The following is a 16,745-nucleotide window of genomic DNA, read 5'->3' on the forward strand; positions in this document are numbered from 1 at the left end:
TCGGATTTAAAATCGGCGCGAGTGACGCCGCAAAGCTTGTGCGCACGGACCACGAGTATAAACTCTGGCCAGTTTGAAGCCTGAGCAAGGAAGGTCAGTTTTCAGATGAAGCTGCGCATATCGGGAAAACATATGGATATCGGCGATGCGTTTCGTACGCGCATCACCGACCGTGTCGGCGAGGCGATCGGAAAATATTTCGATCGGGGTTTCTCGGGGCATGTCACCGTCATCAAATCGGGGTCGCGTTATTCGGCCGATTGCATGATCAGGCTGGATTCCGGTGCTTCGCTGCAGGCAACCGGCGATGCCCAGGATCCGACGCTTGCCTTCGAGGCCGCCGCCGACCGACTCGAAACCCGCCTTCGACGCTACAAGCGCCGGCTGAAATCACACAATTCGGGGGCCTCCAATGGCGAGCCGACCGACATCGCCTACACGGTGATGGCGCCGCTCGCCGATGACGACGAGGACATTCCGGAGAATTTCGCGCCGGCCATCGTTGCCGAATCGACCATGACGCTGCAGACCATGTCGGTGGCGTCAGCCGTGATCGAGCTCGACACCAAGGACACCCCGGTCTTCGTCTTCCGCAACGCCGGAAACGATCATCTCAACATCGTCTATCGCCGGCCAGACGGAAATATCGGCTGGATCGACCCGTCCACGACCAAAGTCGCACAGGCGTGACGACAATGGTCGCGCAGGTGACGACAATAGTCGCACAGAGATAGAAGCCAGCCGCGCGAGGGGCGAGGACTGGCGACGGCAGGCGAACAAGGGAATTTCAAGCATGGATCTGAGCGATCTTATCAACGTTCCGGCGATCATGCCGGCGTTGAAGGCGAACTCGAAGAAGCAGCTGCTGCAATTGCTCTCCGAAAGGGCGGCGGCAATTTCGGGTATTCCGGAGCGGGAGGTGTTCGACACGATCCTGCAGCGCGAACGGCTGGGCTCCACCGGCGTCGGCAACGGCATCGCCATTCCGCACGGCAAGCTGGCCGGGGTGAAGCGAATTGCCGGGGTGTTTGCCCGGCTGGAGACGCCGGTCGATTTCGAGGCGCTGGACGACCAGCCGGTCGACCTTGTGTTCCTGCTGCTGGCCCCGGAAGGGGCGGGTGCCGACCACCTCAAGGCCTTGTCACGCATCGCGCGGGTGTTGCGCGATGCCGACACGGTGGCCAAGGTCAGGGGCACGCGCGACGCCGTGGCAATCCACGCGCTGCTTTCAGATACACAGGCCTCGCACGCAGCCTGAGGTTTTTTCGGATTAAGTCTGCTTTTGGATTAAGTTTGTCGGGGGCCGCCTTGAGCGGCCCTATCCGTTTCAGCCAACCTATTCGCCCTGTTCGACCATGATCTTTCCCGAAAACCGGGTCCCACTTTTCGGGATCATGGTTTAGTGGATCGCGACGGTGGTCAGATCGTTTTCCATGGCGCCGGCCAAAGCGCGGTCGCGCGCGTCGGAAAGCAGGATCGGCTGGCCGTTGGCGGCAAACAGCGCCCACAGCTCCATGCCGGGTTCGATTTCACCAAGGCCTGGGAAGCGACCGAGCAAATCGTCGCTCGACACTTTCCGGAGATAGGCGACCGAGCCTTCGCCGAGATGGGCGAATTCGCCGCTGGTCATGGCGATATTTTCGTGAGTTCTGGGCATTTCAAGCCTCCTTGGCGCGAGACGCCGCCCTTTTCCGGGGCAACAGGCCATCCCGCATGAGAGCCATCGGTAAAGATCAGTCTTTCACCGATATATTTATTTTCCGTACCAGCCGTTCGGACTCCGGCCGATCGAGGTCGATCGACAAAAGACCGTTCTTCAGCTCCGCCGCGATCACCCGCATGCCGTCGGCCAGCACGAAACAGCGCTGGAACTGGCGCGCGGCGATGCCGCGGTGAAGGAATTCGCGCTCGGTGTCGTCGTTCTGACGGCCGCGCACGACCAACTGGTTCTCCTCCGTGGTGACATCGAGATCGCTTTCCGCGAAACCGGCGACAGCGAGTGTGATACGCAGCCTTTCGGCCTTGCCGTCGGCACCGCTGAGGCGCTCGATGTTGTAAGGAGGATAGCTGTCACCCGATTTTGCCAGACGCTCAAGGGTCTTTTCCATGGCGTCGAAGCCCAAGAGAAGCGGGCTGGAAAAGGGCGTCATTCGGCTCATGTTACACTGTCCTCTTTGGAGCGACATAAAGTGGAAAAACCCGGATGGCATTTTTCCCGATGGTCTTGATATGGTCCGCGCCGCGGCCAAGTTCAAGCCGTCAAAAAACCCCGCCCAAAAAGACTCCCTAGACAAGGAAATGAAATGCCCCATACCCACAGGATCATCATCGACACGGATCCCGGCCAGGACGATGCCGTCGCCATATTGCTGGCACTCGGCAGCACTGAGCTGGAGATCGTCGGCATCACTGCTGTTGCCGGCAACGTGCCGCTGAAGCTCACCGAGAAGAACGCGCGCAAGATCTGCGAACTGGCAGGCCGGCCTGACATCAAGGTCTATGCCGGCGCCATCCGGCCGCTGGCACGTCAGCTCGTCACCGCCGAGGAAGTGCATGGCAAGACCGGCCTCAACGGACCGCAGCTGGCCGAACCAACAATGCCGCTGCAGGACCAGTACGCGGTCGATTTCATCGTCGAGACGCTGATGAAAGAACCGAGCGGCACGATCACACTATGTGCCCTCGGGCCACTCACCAACATTGCGCTGGCGCTGATCCGCGAGCCCAAGATCGCGCCGCGCATCAAGGAAATCGTGCTGATGGGCGGTGGTTTCTTCGAGGGCGGCAACGTCACCCCGACCGCCGAATTCAACATTTATGTCGACCCGCATGCCGCCGATATCGTGTTCAAATCCGGCATTCCGATCGTCATGATGCCGCTCGACGTCACCCACAAGGCGCTGACCACGGCCAAGCGCACGCAGGCCTTTCGCACGCTCGGCACCAGGGTCGGCAATGCCACCGCCGACATGCTCGAATTCTTCGAACGCTTCGACGAGGAGAAATACGGCACCGATGGCGGGCCGCTGCACGACCCGTGCGTCATCGCCTATCTGCTGAAGCCGGAGCTGTTCCAGGGCCGCAACTGCAATGTCACGGTGGAAACAGCCTCGGAGCTTACCATGGGCATGACCGTGATCGACTGGTGGGGCGTCACCAAGCGGCCGAAGAACGCCATGGTGATGCGCGACATCGACCATGACGCCTTTTTCGCCCTGCTGGTGGAAAGGTTGGGGCGGCTTTAGGGACGCTTTTCCTTCTCCCCATTTACGGGGAGAAGGTCCCGCAGGGGGATGAGGGGCGGCGCAAACGCTGATATTTTTGCCTGCAACCCCGGCGCTGCCTCTCACCCGGTCGCTGCGCGACCACCCTCTCCACGTAAACGGGGTGAGGGAAGAGGTGCTTACTTCGCCTTTGAAAAGGCCAGCCAGAGGCCGCCGCCGACCAGGAAGCTGCCGCTGATCCTGGACATCAGCTTGATGCGGCTGGCCGACAGCAAGCGGCCGGCGCGGGCGGAGGCGAGCGCATAGGTCGAATCCGAGACGGCGGCGAAGATCATGGCGGTGAGGCCCATGACCACGATCTGCAGCGTGTAATTGCCCTGAGGGGCGATGAACTGCGGGAAGAAGGCGCCGAAGAAGACCAGCGTCTTGGGGTTGCTGAGCGCCACCAGCAGGCCTTGCAGGAAGAAGCCGCCGCGCGGCTTCCTGGCCGATCCGTCGGCATTCAGCGTGCCCTTGGAGCGGAACATCTGCACGCCCATCCAGATCAGGTAGGCGGCGCCGATCAGGCGCACCCATTCGAACCAGTGGCCCATGCCCGTGATCAGCGTGTTGAGGCCGATGCCGACAATAGCGATCATGATGGCAAGCCCGGCCTGCGTGCCGGCGACGTTGGCGAGGCCGGCGCGTGCGCCATGGCGGATGCTGTTGGCGATGATCAAAGTGACCGTCGGTCCCGGCACCAGGATGATCACAAGGCAAGCGAGAAGGTAGGCAGCGTAGAGTTCCAGCGACATGGGGGATTCCTCGACAGAGTGCCGCTCTTCGATGCGGCGAGCCACGATCAAAACATGACGGCGATGCCGGTGCAAGCCGGCGGGACATGTCGCCGACAATACTGGCCTGTTCAGGCGCCGGCCTGCCATGGCAGCGTCGCTTCGTAGGCCGCAGCTGCTCTCAGCACGGCAAGATCGCCACGCGGCCGCCCGATCAGTTGCATGCCCATCGGCCGGCCCTGGTCGTCGAAACCGACCGGCACGTTGACCGCCGGACAGCCGCCCAGCGTGGCAAAGGCCGAGACCTGCATCCAGCGGTGGTAGCTGTCCATGGCGCGTCCTGCCACTTCCCTTGGCCAGTGCGTGGCGACGTCGAAAGGAAACACCTGCGCGGTCGGCAGCGCGATGAGGTCGAAGCGCTCGAACAGCGACAGCAGCATTTTATGCCAAGAGGTGCGCACAACCGAGGCTGCGCGGATCTGCGGCGCTGTCAGCCGCATGGCGTTCTCGACCTCCCAAACGGCTTCCGGCTTGAGCAGGGTGCGCTTGTGCGGGTCGTCATGGTGGATCTTCAGCGCCGAGCCGCTGGTCGCCTGGCGTAGCGTCACGAAGGCCTGCCACAGCGCTTCGAAATCAAAATCCGGCAGCAGCGGTTCGGTCAGGAAGGACGCTTCCGCGAAGCGGCCGAGTGATGCCTCGCACAGATCGAGGATGCCTGGCTCGACCGGAAGATGACCGCCGAGGTCGCCAAGCCAGGCGACGCGGCCGCCGCTTGCCGGCGTGGCGACTCCGTCGAGGAAGGAGCCCGGCTTTTCCCAGGACAAGGGCGCTTGCGGATGATAACCCGCCTGCACATCGAGCAGCAGCGCCATGTCACCGATGTTGCGGCCCATCGGCCCGTCGATGCCCATCTGGGCATGAAAGACCTCAAGATCCGGTCCGCCGGGAACAAGTCCCTGCGAGGGGCGAAAACCGTAGACATTGTTCCAGGCAGCCGGATTGCGCAGCGAGCCGCCAAAGTCGCTGCCGTCGGCGACAGGGACCATGTCGAGCGCCAGCGCGACAGCCGCACCGCCGCTCGAGCCGCCGGCGGTCAATGCCGGATCGAAGGCGTTGAGCGTCGGGCCGAACACTTTGTTGTAGGTGTTGGAGCCAAGGCCGAATTCGGGAACGTTGGTCTTGCCGATGATGATGGCGCCGGCCTTGCGGATGCGCTCGACGAAGAAATCATCCTCCTGCGGCACGAAATCGGCGAAGATCGGCGAGCCGAAACTGGTCCTCAGCCCCTTGGTCATGGCGAGGTCTTTTATCGCGATCGGCAGGCCGAACAGGGGGCCGGCATCCCCTCCATTCGCCAGATGGGCGTCGGCCTTGTCGGCCTCGCGCAAAATGTCGCCGCGGTCGCGCAGCGAGACGATGGCGTTGACCAGCGGGTTCACGGCTTCGATCCGGTCGAGGAACGCCGCGACCACCTCGCGCACCGACAGGCGGCGGTGCCTGATCGCGTCGGCGAGCGCCACCGCCGACAGGCGACAGATATCGCCGGCGGGCGGCACGGCGTGTTTGGTGGCCGGACGCATGGCGATCACGCTTTGGCAGCCTGCAAGGCGGCATCGACGTCCGCCGCCAGCGGGATCGCCGGCTGGGCGCCGGGTTTCAGGCAGGCAAGCGAACCGGCGGCCGCGGCGCGGGCGAGCGCCTGTTCGAGCGGCAGGCCGGATGACAGGCCGGCGGCGAAATGGCCGCAAAACGTATCGCCGGCGCCGACCGTATCGACCGGGGTGATTTTCAATGCCGGAACGGTCAGGAAATCCTCCGGCGTTGCGGCAAGCACGCCATCGCCGCCGAGCGTGACGACGATGGTGCGGCCGGTCTTGCCGGCAAAGTCGCGCATCCGCGCCGGGCGGTCGCGGCCTTTCAACGACAGTGCTTCGCCGTAGAGGTCGAATTCGGTTTCATTGGCGACGACATAGTCGGCCTTGGCGAGGAGAGCGGCCGCCTCGCCGCGGAAGGGGGCTGTGTTGAGCACGGTGATCGCGCCTGCCGCTCGAGCGGCGTCAAGTGCTGCATCGACGGTCTGCAGCGGGATTTCGTGCTGCAGCAGCGCGACATCGCCCTTTCCGAGGAAAGCCTTGGCAAGATCGCCAGGCACAACCGAATCATTGGCGCCGGGCGCGACGGCAATGATGTTCTCGCCGTCGTCGCCGACCATGATCAGCGCCGTGCCGGTCGAGGCGAAGGTTTCACCGACGCCGGACAGATCGACCTTGCCGATGCGCAGCAGCGCCAGCGCCTCGGTGGCGAAATTATCCTTGCCGACCGCACCAACCATGCGCACCTTGGCGCCGGCTCGCGCGGCGGCCAGCGCCTGGTTGGCGCCCTTGCCGCCAGGAGCGGTGGTGAAACCGGAGCCGCGAACCGTCTCGCCGGGTGCGGGCAAGCGGTCGACCTTGGCGATAAGATCGAGATTGATCGAGCCGATGACGATGATCAAGGAATGCCTCCTCATGAATGCGCGGGAAGCTATCCTGTAAGATCGCTGCTTTCCAGAGCCTGCTGATGTGCCAACGCTCTGTCGTTGCGCCATTCACTGGCAAGGCGATGTCGTTTTTGCCATGAAATGAAGAACACCGGCGAAAAGTCTTCGCCGGTGTTGCTTTATGCGGGTCGTGTCAGGATGCCGTCTGTCCCGCTTCCCAGCCGAGGATGGCGCGCTTGCGCGTCAGGCCCCAGTGGTAGCCGGTGAGCGCGCCGGATTTGCCGAGCGCCCGATGGCACGGCACGACGAAGGACATCGGGTTGGCGCCAACCGCGGCACCCACCGCACGGCTGGCACTCGGGGCGCCGATGCGGGCGGCGATCGAGGAATAGGTGCAGGCCTTGCCCATCGGGATCCGCAGCAGGGCTTCCCAGACACGAACCTGGAAGTCGGTGCCGATCATGACGACGCGCAGCGGCTGGTCGGCGCGCCACAGCGTCGGATCGAAGATACGGGCGGCATAGGGTGCCGTGGCGCTCATATCCTCGACATAGGTGGCGTTGGGCCAGCGGCCCGACATATCGGCGAAGGCCGCGCGCTCGCCGCCGGCATCGTTGAAGGCAAGGCCGGCCAGTCCGCGGTCGGTGACCATGATCAGGGCGATGCCAAAAGGCGAGATGTGATAGCCGTAGCGGATGGTCAGCCCGGCGCCGCGCGTCTTGTAGTCGCCCGGCGACATCGCCTCGTGGGTGACGAAGAGATCGTGCAACCGACCGGGGCCGGACATGCCAACCTCGAACGAAGCTTCGAGCAGCGGCATGCCGGAATCGAGCAGCTTGCGCGCATGGTCCAGCGTAACGGCCTGCAAAAAGGCCTTCGGCGACAGGCCGGCCCAACGGGTGAACAGTTTCTGCAGGCCGGTCGGCGTCTCGCCGACTTCTTCGGCCAATGTCTCGAGCGAGGGTTGGTCGCGGTAATCGAGGCTGATCTTCTCGATGGCGCGGCGCACGACTTCGTAGTCGCTGCCTTCGGGCGTGATGTCGTTTTGCAGGATGGCTGTCGGTTTCATCTGCGCATTCATGGTCATCTGGGCGTTCATGGCAATATCTCCTTGACCGCGAATATCGGTCTTCCCGGCCTTTGCCACCACCCGAAACTTGCCTTCCTGGCGCGCATACCCAGATAGAGCTGGCTTTGAGCTGAGGAGGCGATCATGGCCGGCGAGAAAGTAAATCTGACCGGGGCAAAGGAGACTTTGCTGATGACGCTCTACGGCAAGGCGAGGGAAAGCAGGTTGCCGAATTCGCTGCTCAGGGATCATTTCGCCGACGAGGCGGTGCGCAAGATCGACTATGATTTCTCCAGGCTCAAGGTCGACGACAATCTCGGCGTTGGCCTGGCGATCAGGGCGAAGACACTGGACGTCCGCGTTCAGGACTTTCTCGCCAGAAATCCCGACGCCATCGTGCTGCATCTGGGGTGCGGGCTCGACACGCGGATATTCCGCATCGATCCGCCAGCCGGCGTGGAATGGTTCGATGTCGACTACCCGGAAGTCATCGAACTCAGGCGCAGGCTCTACCCGTCCCGAGGTCACTACCATCTCGTCGCCTCGTCGGTGACCGAGCCGGATTGGCTGACCAAAGTGCCCCGCAATCGCCCGGCCGTCGTAGTGATGGAGGGGCTGACGCCCTATCTTCCCGCCGAAGAGGGACCGCGCCTGTTTTCGCGCCTTGTCTCGCATCTTGCCAGCGGCGAGCTGATGTTCGACGCCTACAGCCGCTTCGGCCTGAAGCTGCTTCGGCTCAATCCAACCATCAGGGCAACGGGCGCCGAGGTCCACTGGGCCATCGACGATCCGCACGAGCTGGAGCGAGCCGTTCCGAAGCTGCGCTTCATCGACGACATCTCGGCCTACAGCCCTGAACGCACTGCTGGCTTGGGTTGGTCCGCGAGACTGTTTATCCAGCTTTGGAGACATATCCCCGCATTGCGCAAGGTCGGCAGGATCTTGCGCTTTCGATTCTAAAACGCCGGTTCAGCGGGTCTTCGCGGTCGCCAGCGCGCGCGAAAAAGCGGTGGCGAAACTTTCGCGGGAGTCGGGGTCCAGGAAAGACCCGATCGGCACATTCTGTCCTTGCGCCACCACTGCCATCCTGGTGATGCCGATCTCGGCGTGGCGGGCGATCGAAAAGTGCGCCCAGAACGGATTGAAGCGATGCGCTTCCGATTTGCCCGACGGCGCCGTCTTGCGGATGTCGAGCGCGGTGCGCGAAACCGAGACCTCTTCGCGGGCGCGAGCGGCACGATAGTTGGCGCGGAAGGCGATGTAGACGGCGATCACGTCGAGGCCGAAAAAACCAAACACCGGCCAGGCGCCGCGCGACAGGAAAAACGCGCCGGTCACCAGCCAACCGAACAGCAGCGCCCCCATCAGCACGGCAAAGCCGGTTTTGCCAAGCGAGCGGTGTGGCGTCAGCAGCGCCCGGAAGAAGGGTTCGTCAGCCTGGAATGAGGCGTTTGTGTCGCTCATGCGGGAATACTATAGGAAGGGAATGGCGAGCCCCAAGTCGAAAAAATTGTCCGCACCCAAAAATGAATTGCCGCCTGGCCGCCGCGACGGCTCGAACGCCAAGCCGCGCCCCAGCCCGGCGCGACCCGGTTCGCTCTACAACGCGGCAGAAGTGCACGAGATTTTTAGGCGCTTCTCCGTCCAGCGACCCGAGCCGAAGGGCGAACTCGAACATGTCAACGCCTTCACGCTGCTGGTGGCCGTGGTGCTGTCGGCGCAAGCCACCGATGTCGGCGTCAACAAGGCGACGCGGGCGCTGTTCAAGGTTGCTGATACGCCGCAAAAGATGCTGGCGCTGGGCGAAGCCAGGGTTGGCGACCACATCCGCACCATCGGGCTGTGGCGCAACAAGGCCAAGAACGTCATTGCGCTGTCGCAAGCGCTGATCCGCGATCATGGCGGCGAAGTACCTGACAACCGCGAACAGCTGGTCGAACTTCCAGGTGTCGGGCGCAAGACCGCCAATGTCGTGCTCAACATGGCCTTCGGCCAGCACACGATGGCGGTCGACACGCATATTTTGCGCATCGGCAACCGGCTTGGCCTGGCCCCCGGCAAGACGCCGGAACAGGTCGAGCAGGGCCTGTTGCGGATCATTCCGGACGAATATATGCGCCACGCGCATCACTGGCTGATCCTGCACGGCCGCTATGTCTGCAAGGCGCGCAAACCGGACTGCCCGGCCTGCGTTATCGCCGATATCTGCAAGGCGCAGGAGAAAACGACCGACGTGCCGGCGCCGCTGGTCGAACTCGCGCCGCTCGGCCCGCCGGATGAAATTCAGTAGCCGTAGCCGCGCGCCATCGCCGCCGCGAAGACCGGGATCAGCAGGAAGATGAAGGCTTCGGCGCGGAAATAGGTTTTCACGGAAGCGAGCTCAGCTGCCGGCACCAGGAAAGCGGGATTGGCGCTGGCCTGCCGGTTCCAGGAAATGAAGCGGATTGTCGGGATGATCGACAACAGGCCGACAATGGCGAAGGCCGCCATTTTTGCCCAGAACACCCAGTTGTAGACATAGAACTCCCAGCCCTTCAGGCCGTAAAGGACGCGGCCGATGCCGACGATGACGATCAGCGTGGCGATGATGCCATAGTGGCGAGCGATGCCGGCAAGGCGCTTCAGTGCCGCGGCAGGCAGGTCGCCGCGGATCAGGACAAACTCGGCGCCGATGATGCCCGCCAGCGAGAACACCAGCAAATGATGGACGATGGCAAGCACAAGATCGGTGGTGTCCATGTGTTCCCTCACTTTGGACGGCCGGCGCCGAACCGGCACGTCGGCCATTCTCAAATCGACTGCTGGCGAAAGGTAGCATCGTTCGGCAAGATTCCCATACCCGCAGCCTATGTTCGCGGCTGACATAGGGCCGGGCCAGTTGCTGGCCCTTGGTATCCCTCAGGCTGTTTGCTAGTCGCCAGCTATCCCAAGCGAGGCATGTCATGAGCGCTCTTCAAACACGATCGGCTCCGGTCATCGAGACGCAACGAACCATCCTGCGGGCGCACCGGTTGGGCGATTTCGACGCCTATGTGACGATGTGGGCTGATCCTGTCGTCACCCGTTTCATCGGCGGCAAGCCGCGCACGCGAGAAGAAAGCTGGATGCGCTTCCTGCGGCATGCCGGCCTGTGGTCACTGCTGGGCTACGGCTTCTGGGCAATCGAGGACAAGGCGACCGGCCATTTCATTGGGGAGGCCGGCTTTCACGATTTGAAGCGTGATATGGAGCCGTCGATCGAAGGCATTCCAGAAGCCGGCTGGGCGCTGGCTTCGCACGCACACGGGCAGGGGCTTGCCAGCGAAGTCGTCGGGCGGACTCTCGCCTGGGGCGACGAGACATTCGCAAGAACCGTCTGCATCATCGATCCGGAAAACACCGGCTCGCTGAATGTCGCGGCAAAGTGCAAGGAATTGCTGCGGACCACCTATCACGATGCGGCGACGATCCTGCTCGAACGGCGAGTGTGAAGCGCGTCATCGACCGGACATGCATGCTCTGCTAGGCGTCAATTTTCATCCGAAGAGGGGCGACCGATGGGTGCAATGAGGGCGACAATTGTAAAGTTTTTCTGGGCGGGACTTGTGCTCCTGGTGACGGTGCGGCTGGCGGCAGCCGACGCGACAGTGCCAACCGCCGATATTGAAGGCGCTGCCGACAATCATCTGGCCAAGCGCTACGAAGGTTCGTTCATCGTCTCCTATCAGAAGTCAGCCTTCACCGACTTCAACGTGCCGCTGTCGGCGCTGAAGCCAATCGCCGATGCGGACGCGCGTGATGCGATGAACAACCGCGTTTTCGCGCCGGACAAGAAGGCCGAGGTCGAGGGCGCCTTGACGCGCATAGCCTATGTGCTGCCGGCCGAGCGCTCGCCGCTCGAAGTGCTGCGCAACTATCAGGATGTGGTCGAGGCGGCCGGCGGCGAAGTGCTGTTCGAATGCAAGAAGGAGGAATGCGGTGGTGCCGCCGACCGTTCGTCGAGCGGCGGCGGCGGCGACATGAGCCTGACGATGTATTTCTTCCATGAGAGCGATCTCAAGGATGCGGCTTTTTCCAACGGCGCTTGTGCGTTGGCCTCGGGCATCAACGATCAGCGCTTTTTCGCGGCCAAGGTGCCGCAGGACGGGGGCGACGCCTATGTCACCGTGCAGACCTATTCGCTGACCGACGATCTCTACTGCAAGGAACTCAACGGCCGCACCGTCGCCGTCGTCCATGTGCTGGAGCCCAAGGCGCGCGACAAGAAGATGGTGGTGGTCGAAGCGGCCAAGATGGCGGATTCGCTGACCACGACCGGCAGCATCTCGCTCTATGGCATCTTCTTCGACACCGACAAGGCGGACATCAAGCCGGAATCGGAGCCGACGCTGAAGGAGATTTCGACGCTTCTCGCCAATGAGCCCAAGATGGCGGTGATCGTTGTCGGCCACACCGACAATCAGGGCGCCTTCGACTACAATCTCGACCTGTCGTCGCGGCGGGCGCAAGCGGTCAAGGCGGCGCTTGTGTCGAAATACGGCATCGACGCTGCGCGGTTGACGGCCGCCGGCGCCGGCATGATGGCGCCTGTCGCCAGCAATGACGATGAGGCGGGCCGTGCCAAGAACCGCCGGGTGGTGCTGGTCAAGCTGAACTGAGGAAGCCGGCTGCTTCTGTGGTCATCCGGCCTTGCGCAGCTTGCGCGCAAGGGCGCTCCACAGATCGTCGTCAAGAGCGGGCGGTGCTGCTCCCGGGCTCAGCAACCGCGTCGAGGCATCGAAAGGTTGCGGCCGGGCGATGGCGAAGCCCTGGGCGTAGTCGACGCCGATTTCCTTCAATGCCGCGACAATGCCTTCGCTTTCGACGAATTCGGCGATGGTGCGCTTGCCCATCACCTTGCCGATATGATGGATCATCTCGACCATGGCACGGTCGATCCGATCCTCCAGCATGTCCTTGACGAAGCTGCCGTCGATCTTGAGGTAGTCGACAGGCAGGTGCTTCAGATAGGCGAAGGAAGACATGCCGGAGCCGAAGTCGTCGAGGGCGAAGCGGCACCCCAATTGGCGCAAGTCTGCAATGAAGCGGATGGCGTTGGCGAGGTCGGCGATGGCACTGGTCTCGGTGATCTCAAGGCAGATCATTTTCGGGGGAATGCCGTGCACGAGAAACTGTTCGCGCAGGAAGCCGAGGAACGTCTCGTCGCCGAAACTCGCTCCGGAAAGATTGATGGCGCAGGTGGCGATGGGGGCGGCTTGCAGATCGGCAAGGCGGGCGGCCAGAATGCTCAAGGTGTTGCGCACCACCCAACGGTCGATCGACGGCATCAGGCCGTAGCGCTCGGCCGCCGGAATGAAGCTGGCTGGCGAAACGATGAGGCCGTCCTCGTCCGTCAGCCGCAACAGGATCTCGATATGAGCGCCGGCTTCCGCCGCTGCCCCGTTGAGCGGCCAGATTTCCTGGGCATGAAGCTTGAACCGGTTCTCCTCCAGCGCTGCGTGCAGGCGCTGAACCCAGGCCATCTCGCTGAAGCGCTCCCGCAAGGCCATGTCGCTGTCGCTATGCAACTGAACCCGGTTGCGGCCCTTTTCCTTGGCCATGTAGCAGGCGACATCGGCGGCTTGCAGGGCCTCCTCGAGCGTGATCTCGCGATTGGTGATCTGAACCATGCCAATGCTGACGCTGATGTTGAACTGCCTGGCGCCCCAGGCGAAATGCAGATCCTGCACGGTCGCGCGCAGCCGTTCGGCGATGCTGGCAGCGAGATCCGGTTGGCAATCGAGCAGCAGCACGCCGAACTCATCACCACCCAACCGGGCCAGGACGTCGCCTGGCCGCAGTTCATTGCCGAGCAGCACGGAAATCTGCCGCAGCAACTGATCACCGGCGGCATGACCACAGGTATCGTTGACAAGCTTGAACTGGTCGAGATCGAGATACATCAGCGCGTGCTCGCGGGACCGCAGTTCCGCGATTGCCCTTTCCAGGCGGGCCTCGAAGTCGCGGCGGTTGACAAGCCCGGTCAGCGCGTCGTGCGACGCCTGCCATGAAAGCCGCTCGATGTACTCCTGTTCACGCCTCATGTCGTGGAAGGCGAGGACCGCGCCGACGACGCGCCCGGAAACGAGGAGTGGCGCACCGGTCAACGCAACGGGAACAAGTGAGCCGTCAGCGCGCTGCAGCAGTTGCGGGCGGACGTTGGCGCCGTGCGGCTCACCGGCCAGCAGGCGCTCCATCAACTGAGGCTCTTCGACGCCAGTGTCCTTGTCCACCAGCCGAAACAGCGACGCGACTGGCTTGCCCTTGGCCTCACTAAGCGGGCATGCCAGCAGACATTCCGCCACGGAGTTCATATAATCCAGGCACCCGTCTGCTCCGGTGCTGATGACGGCCTGTCCGATGGAAGCCAGCGTGATCTGGGCACGCTCACGTTCGGTGTTGAGGGCGTTCTGGAAAGCCCGGCGCTGCGCCAGGAGTTTGCGGGTGCGCCAAACCGCAAGCACGATAAGCAATGCGGCGGTGGCGAGATTGGCCATCATGAGCGCCATCATGATGAAGCGGGATCCCTCGCCGAGACTGTCGGAAAAAGCCTTGGAGAGCGGGCCGATCTGGTGGTCGAGCTGATGAATTTCTGTCTTCCAGGCACGGATTTGCGCCGCGGTGACCGGTTCCTGCCTGAAAGTGCGATGTATCGAGTCGCTCAGTCGGTCGAGGTCAAGGATCATGCTGTCGGCAGCCGTCCAGTGCCGGATGGCCGTGTCGAGATAGCTGAAGCCGCGAAAATTCTGGAACAGCCAGATCATCCCCGTCACGTCATCCGCGTGATTTCCGCCTTGCAGGAATCCGATGCGAGCGGCGTTCGTGTCCGGTTCGGATTGCTCGAGAGCAAGCCGCGCCGCATGATCGGCCAGCGGAATTGCGATGGCTGCGCGATACTCGCCGAAGAATTCTTCCCTGCCGGTGCCGGCATAGAGGCTGAGAAAATAGATCGCGTGTTTCTGGCCCTTCGACCACTGGCTTTCACCGCCGACATAGGCGCGGACTGCCGACAGAGTGTAGAGGCTGCCGCTGGCGACCATGGCCTGAACAAGGACGACAATGATGAATGGCCAGACGAGCCCGAGAAGACGGGGGCTGGTGTCTGTCTGCGAAAGCTTCATCGAGCTTCCATGGAGATTGCCATGACCCCCGTTAACTTGCCTGCCGAGTGATGCAGATGTCGATGAGGGCGATGCCCTTGCCTCATGTCGCCTGCAAACAGCAACAGCAATCCGAGTAGCATGCCGGTCTTAACGGCCAATAAATTCTTCGGGTTTTTTGCTTCTAGAATCGCTTGTCTTGGCAATTCACATGTTACGTCGCGTCAGGTAATAGATGTTTAGGTAAAGTTTTATCATATTCGATTTTCTTCAAGGTGCAGTCATTGTCCGGATTCTGCAAGGTTATAGAGCAGTTGACCCGGCTGCGTCACATTGCTTTACGAGCTTCGCGAAATTCAAGCCGGGTTGGCCGCTGCGGTTTCGGGTGCCTTCAAAGCGCTGACGAGGGTTGCGAGGTCCGGCTCGTCGATGAGCATCGCCGCCTCGGCTGGAGCGAGCCAGGCCCGCTGCCGCCTCTTGGCCTCCTGCCAGTCGGCGAGCTCCTCGGTTACTTCAAGCAAATAGACAATGACGTCGACGTGGACGAAGCGGTTCGCCAGCCGTTTCCAGTAGGAATAGGTGCCGGCCGGCTCCTTCAGGATCTTGCCGAGAACACCGGCTTCTTCCTGGGCTTCGATCATCGCCGCCTTGCGCCCGCTCTTGCCCTTCATCGGCCAGCCCTTGGGCACGATGAAGCGCTTTGTCGTGCGCGACGTCACCAGCATGATTTCGATATCGCCATCTTGGCCCAGCCGAAAGGGAATGGCTGCAACCTGGCGGATCCGTTCGCCTTTCTTTGCCTTGCGGACCGCTTTCTTCTTGGTGGCTGCCATTGGTGAGAATCCAGTCGAAGCAATGCCCCATAACGCGATCAGGCACCGCTGCAAAAGCCAAAACCGCCTTCGCTCCAGGCAGCATCACAATCACATAAGTCGGCTAAATAAATGAAAAGCGCCGGCTTGTCAGCGACATACGGTGACAAAACCGCCACCCGACGGCTGCAGCTGGCAGCTTGGCTTGATCACCGGCACAATCGGCCGTTGCGGCGGTACGATCTCGCGATCCTGGGCACGGAACTGCTGTTGCTGCTGCTGAAATAGCTGCCGCTGCAGCCTGTTCTCCAGCATTTGCAGTTCGTTTTGCTCGACCAGCGCGTTGCGATTTGTCGGGATGACGACCTGCGCCGAAGCGTACGGGCTTGGAACCGACAGCATCGCTGTAGCCAGAATTGCCGTCATCAAGACCGTCGATAGACGAAGCGGCGACATGCACTCATTCCCGTGCAAAACAGAACCTTCCTAGATATAGGGCGTTTGTCCCGATGTGCCATGGTCAAGGGTCGACCACAGCCAAATTGGGGGGGCGTCGCCCAAGAATCTGCCTGGCGATCCGGCGTGGCTCTTGACGGAAGCGGTCGTTTCGCCGCTCTATCGCGTCGATGCCTGCCTGGGCTCAATGGCTTGCTCCGAACCAGGGCAATAGGGGATCTCGATGAGAAGCAAGCGAGCATATTTCTTGGCAATGCTTGGCGCGGCCTGCATCGCCGGATCGGTGGCGTTTGCGGCGCAAACCAAGGGTGACAAGGTGGTGGCAGCTGCCGCCGACGCAACCAAGCCACCGCAACTGCCCGGCGGTGCGTCGGCCCTGTCCGAGACCCATGGCGACTGGATCGTCAATTGCCAGATCACTGGCACAACCAAGGTTTGCAGCCTGTCGCATCAACAGTTCAACAAGCAGACCAACCAGCGCCTGCTGGCGATAGAACTGTCGAGCAAGACCGGCGACGATGCCGCCGGAACCCTGGCCCTGCCGTTCGGCCTGGCCCTGGCCAAGGGGATTGCGCTTTCGATCGATGACCAGAAGCTTGAGGGCAGCCTGCAGTTCAACACCTGCCAGGCGGTCGGCTGTCTGGTGCCGGTGACGTTCGATGCGAACGTCACGCCCCTGCTCGCGGCCGGCACGACCTTGAAGATCGATGCGGTCGCGGCGGACACGCTGCAGCCGGTCAGTTTTTCGATCCCCCTGAACGGCTTTGCCGGTGCGCTTGCCAGAACCGCGGAACTGTCGGCCGACTGAGCGTCG

At 62.4% G+C, this 16,745-nt stretch carries 19 protein-coding genes; 8 read left to right on the forward strand and 11 right to left on the reverse strand.

The window, feature by feature from the left end; genetic code table 11:
* Positions 1 to 105: 105 nt before the first annotated feature.
* Positions 106 to 690: a ribosome hibernation-promoting factor, HPF/YfiA family gene (gene hpf / locus AC1DVW_RS22215; protein WP_477249198.1), complete on the forward strand. Its 585-nt coding sequence runs from the start codon at positions 106 to 108 to the stop codon at positions 688 to 690.
* Positions 691 to 793: 103 nt separating this feature from the next.
* The gene (ptsN, locus tag AC1DVW_RS22220) at positions 794 to 1,258 is read left to right on the forward strand and encodes a PTS IIA-like nitrogen regulatory protein PtsN (protein ID WP_477249196.1); all 465 of its coding nucleotides are present in this window, start codon (positions 794 to 796) and stop codon (positions 1,256 to 1,258) included.
* A 141-nt stretch (positions 1,259 to 1,399) separates the two neighbouring features.
* Here the strand turns inward: ptsN and AC1DVW_RS22225 are convergent, their stop codons facing one another.
* The gene (locus tag AC1DVW_RS22225; RefSeq protein ID WP_477249194.1) at positions 1,400 to 1,657 is read right to left on the reverse strand and encodes a BQ00720 family protein; all 258 of its coding nucleotides are present in this window, start codon (positions 1,655 to 1,657) and stop codon (positions 1,400 to 1,402) included.
* 76 nt (positions 1,658 to 1,733) lie between these two features.
* Positions 1,734 to 2,159, reverse strand: coding sequence for an Hsp20 family protein (locus AC1DVW_RS22230; RefSeq protein ID WP_352935401.1), 426 nt, complete (start codon positions 2,157 to 2,159; stop codon positions 1,734 to 1,736).
* A gap of 144 nt (positions 2,160 to 2,303) precedes the next feature.
* On the opposite strand from AC1DVW_RS22230, the gene AC1DVW_RS22235 reads away from it, so the two are divergent.
* The gene (locus AC1DVW_RS22235) at positions 2,304 to 3,245 is read left to right on the forward strand and encodes a nucleoside hydrolase (RefSeq protein ID WP_477325900.1); all 942 of its coding nucleotides are present in this window, start codon (positions 2,304 to 2,306) and stop codon (positions 3,243 to 3,245) included.
* A 158-nt stretch (positions 3,246 to 3,403) separates the two neighbouring features.
* On the opposite strand, the gene AC1DVW_RS22240 is transcribed toward AC1DVW_RS22235, so the two are convergent.
* The 4 genes from AC1DVW_RS22240 to AC1DVW_RS22255 all read right to left on the reverse strand — a co-directional run bounded on the left by AC1DVW_RS22240 (position 3,404) and on the right by AC1DVW_RS22255 (position 7,557).
* Entirely contained in the window at positions 3,404 to 4,018 is a 615-nt protein-coding gene (locus tag AC1DVW_RS22240) for a LysE family translocator (RefSeq protein WP_477325902.1), read from the reverse strand.
* Between the two features lie 110 nt (positions 4,019 to 4,128).
* Positions 4,129 to 5,577 (reverse strand): amidase, encoded by a 1,449-nt coding sequence (locus AC1DVW_RS22245; protein ID WP_477325984.1) that lies wholly within the window; start codon positions 5,575 to 5,577, stop codon positions 4,129 to 4,131.
* A 5-nt stretch (positions 5,578 to 5,582) separates the two neighbouring features.
* Positions 5,583 to 6,491 carry a ribokinase gene (locus AC1DVW_RS22250; protein WP_477325904.1) on the reverse strand — a complete coding sequence of 303 codons (909 nt, stop codon included), beginning with the start codon at positions 6,489 to 6,491 and terminating at the stop codon, positions 5,583 to 5,585.
* Between the two features lie 178 nt (positions 6,492 to 6,669).
* Positions 6,670 to 7,557 (reverse strand): methylated-DNA--[protein]-cysteine S-methyltransferase, encoded by an 888-nt coding sequence (locus tag AC1DVW_RS22255; protein ID WP_477325986.1) that lies wholly within the window; start codon positions 7,555 to 7,557, stop codon positions 6,670 to 6,672.
* Positions 7,558 to 7,689: 132 nt separating this feature from the next.
* Here AC1DVW_RS22255 and AC1DVW_RS22260 point away from each other — a divergent pair, with 132 nt between their 5' ends.
* Complete coding sequence (locus AC1DVW_RS22260; protein WP_477325906.1) at positions 7,690 to 8,505, forward strand: class I SAM-dependent methyltransferase; 816 nt, start codon at positions 7,690 to 7,692, stop codon at positions 8,503 to 8,505.
* Between the two features lie 9 nt (positions 8,506 to 8,514).
* Here the strand turns inward: AC1DVW_RS22260 and AC1DVW_RS22265 are convergent, their stop codons facing one another.
* Entirely contained in the window at positions 8,515 to 9,009 is a 495-nt protein-coding gene (locus AC1DVW_RS22265; protein WP_477325908.1) for a DUF2244 domain-containing protein, read from the reverse strand.
* 22 nt (positions 9,010 to 9,031) lie between these two features.
* Between AC1DVW_RS22265 and nth the strand changes: the two genes are divergently transcribed.
* The gene (nth, locus tag AC1DVW_RS22270) at positions 9,032 to 9,835 is read left to right on the forward strand and encodes an endonuclease III (protein ID WP_477325910.1); all 804 of its coding nucleotides are present in this window, start codon (positions 9,032 to 9,034) and stop codon (positions 9,833 to 9,835) included.
* Here the strand turns inward: nth and AC1DVW_RS22275 are convergent.
* The gene (locus tag AC1DVW_RS22275) at positions 9,829 to 10,284 is read right to left on the reverse strand and encodes a DUF2214 family protein (RefSeq protein WP_477325912.1); all 456 of its coding nucleotides are present in this window, start codon (positions 10,282 to 10,284) and stop codon (positions 9,829 to 9,831) included. The two genes, nth and AC1DVW_RS22275, sit on opposite strands and share 7 nt — an antisense overlap.
* 203 nt (positions 10,285 to 10,487) lie before the next feature.
* Here AC1DVW_RS22275 and AC1DVW_RS22280 point away from each other — a divergent pair, with 203 nt between their 5' ends.
* Together AC1DVW_RS22280 and AC1DVW_RS22285 are read left to right on the forward strand one after the other, a co-directional pair.
* Positions 10,488 to 11,015, forward strand: a complete 528-nt coding sequence (locus AC1DVW_RS22280; protein WP_477325914.1) for a GNAT family N-acetyltransferase — start codon at positions 10,488 to 10,490, stop codon at positions 11,013 to 11,015.
* A gap of 75 nt (positions 11,016 to 11,090) precedes the next feature.
* Entirely contained in the window at positions 11,091 to 12,182 is a 1,092-nt protein-coding gene (locus tag AC1DVW_RS22285; protein WP_477325916.1) for an OmpA family protein, read from the forward strand.
* Positions 12,183 to 12,203: 21 nt separating this feature from the next.
* On the opposite strand, the gene AC1DVW_RS22290 is transcribed toward AC1DVW_RS22285, so the two are convergent.
* The 3 genes from AC1DVW_RS22290 to AC1DVW_RS22300 form a co-directional block, all read right to left on the reverse strand.
* On the reverse strand, positions 12,204 to 14,684 hold the full coding sequence (locus tag AC1DVW_RS22290; RefSeq protein ID WP_477325918.1) for an EAL domain-containing protein: 2,481 nt from the start codon (positions 14,682 to 14,684) through the stop codon (positions 12,204 to 12,206).
* Between the two features lie 335 nt (positions 14,685 to 15,019).
* Positions 15,020 to 15,496 (reverse strand): NUDIX hydrolase, encoded by a 477-nt coding sequence (locus AC1DVW_RS22295; RefSeq protein ID WP_477325920.1) that lies wholly within the window; start codon positions 15,494 to 15,496, stop codon positions 15,020 to 15,022.
* A 129-nt stretch (positions 15,497 to 15,625) separates the two neighbouring features.
* Entirely contained in the window at positions 15,626 to 15,931 is a 306-nt protein-coding gene (locus AC1DVW_RS22300; protein ID WP_477325922.1) for a hypothetical protein, read from the reverse strand.
* Positions 15,932 to 16,154: 223 nt separating this feature from the next.
* Between AC1DVW_RS22300 and AC1DVW_RS22305 the strand changes: the two genes are divergently transcribed.
* Positions 16,155 to 16,739 (forward strand): invasion associated locus B family protein, encoded by a 585-nt coding sequence (locus AC1DVW_RS22305; protein WP_477271371.1) that lies wholly within the window; start codon positions 16,155 to 16,157, stop codon positions 16,737 to 16,739.
* Positions 16,740 to 16,745: the final 6 nt, after the last annotated feature.

It is taken from the genome of Mesorhizobium sp. P3_B5 (assembly GCF_056402815.1).

Bases quoted from the DNA above. Each gene is read 5' to 3' on its own strand.
- hpf (WP_477249198.1), top strand. From the start codon at position 106: ATGAAGCTGCGCATATCGGGAAAACATATGGATATCGGCGATGCGTTT.
- ptsN (WP_477249196.1), top strand. From the start codon at position 794: ATGGATCTGAGCGATCTTATCAACGTTCCGGCGATCATGCCGGCGTTG.
- AC1DVW_RS22225 (WP_477249194.1), bottom strand. From the start codon at position 1,657: ATGCCCAGAACTCACGAAAATATCGCCATGACCAGCGGCGAATTCGCC.
- AC1DVW_RS22230 (WP_352935401.1), bottom strand. From the start codon at position 2,159: ATGAGCCGAATGACGCCCTTTTCCAGCCCGCTTCTCTTGGGCTTCGAC.
- AC1DVW_RS22235 (WP_477325900.1), top strand. From the start codon at position 2,304: ATGCCCCATACCCACAGGATCATCATCGACACGGATCCCGGCCAGGAC.
- AC1DVW_RS22240 (WP_477325902.1), bottom strand. From the start codon at position 4,018: ATGTCGCTGGAACTCTACGCTGCCTACCTTCTCGCTTGCCTTGTGATC.
- AC1DVW_RS22245 (WP_477325984.1), bottom strand. From the start codon at position 5,577: ATGCGTCCGGCCACCAAACACGCCGTGCCGCCCGCCGGCGATATCTGT.
- AC1DVW_RS22255 (WP_477325986.1), bottom strand. From the start codon at position 7,557: ATGAATGCGCAGATGAAACCGACAGCCATCCTGCAAAACGACATCACG.
- AC1DVW_RS22260 (WP_477325906.1), top strand. From the start codon at position 7,690: ATGGCCGGCGAGAAAGTAAATCTGACCGGGGCAAAGGAGACTTTGCTG.
- AC1DVW_RS22265 (WP_477325908.1), bottom strand. From the start codon at position 9,009: ATGAGCGACACAAACGCCTCATTCCAGGCTGACGAACCCTTCTTCCGG.
- nth (WP_477325910.1), top strand. From the start codon at position 9,032: ATGGCGAGCCCCAAGTCGAAAAAATTGTCCGCACCCAAAAATGAATTG.
- AC1DVW_RS22275 (WP_477325912.1), bottom strand. From the start codon at position 10,284: ATGGACACCACCGATCTTGTGCTTGCCATCGTCCATCATTTGCTGGTG.
- AC1DVW_RS22280 (WP_477325914.1), top strand. From the start codon at position 10,488: ATGAGCGCTCTTCAAACACGATCGGCTCCGGTCATCGAGACGCAACGA.
- AC1DVW_RS22285 (WP_477325916.1), top strand. From the start codon at position 11,091: ATGAGGGCGACAATTGTAAAGTTTTTCTGGGCGGGACTTGTGCTCCTG.
- AC1DVW_RS22290 (WP_477325918.1), bottom strand. From the start codon at position 14,684: ATGAAGCTTTCGCAGACAGACACCAGCCCCCGTCTTCTCGGGCTCGTC.
- AC1DVW_RS22295 (WP_477325920.1), bottom strand. From the start codon at position 15,496: ATGGCAGCCACCAAGAAGAAAGCGGTCCGCAAGGCAAAGAAAGGCGAA.
- AC1DVW_RS22300 (WP_477325922.1), bottom strand. From the start codon at position 15,931: ATGTCGCCGCTTCGTCTATCGACGGTCTTGATGACGGCAATTCTGGCT.
- AC1DVW_RS22305 (WP_477271371.1), top strand. From the start codon at position 16,155: ATGAGAAGCAAGCGAGCATATTTCTTGGCAATGCTTGGCGCGGCCTGC.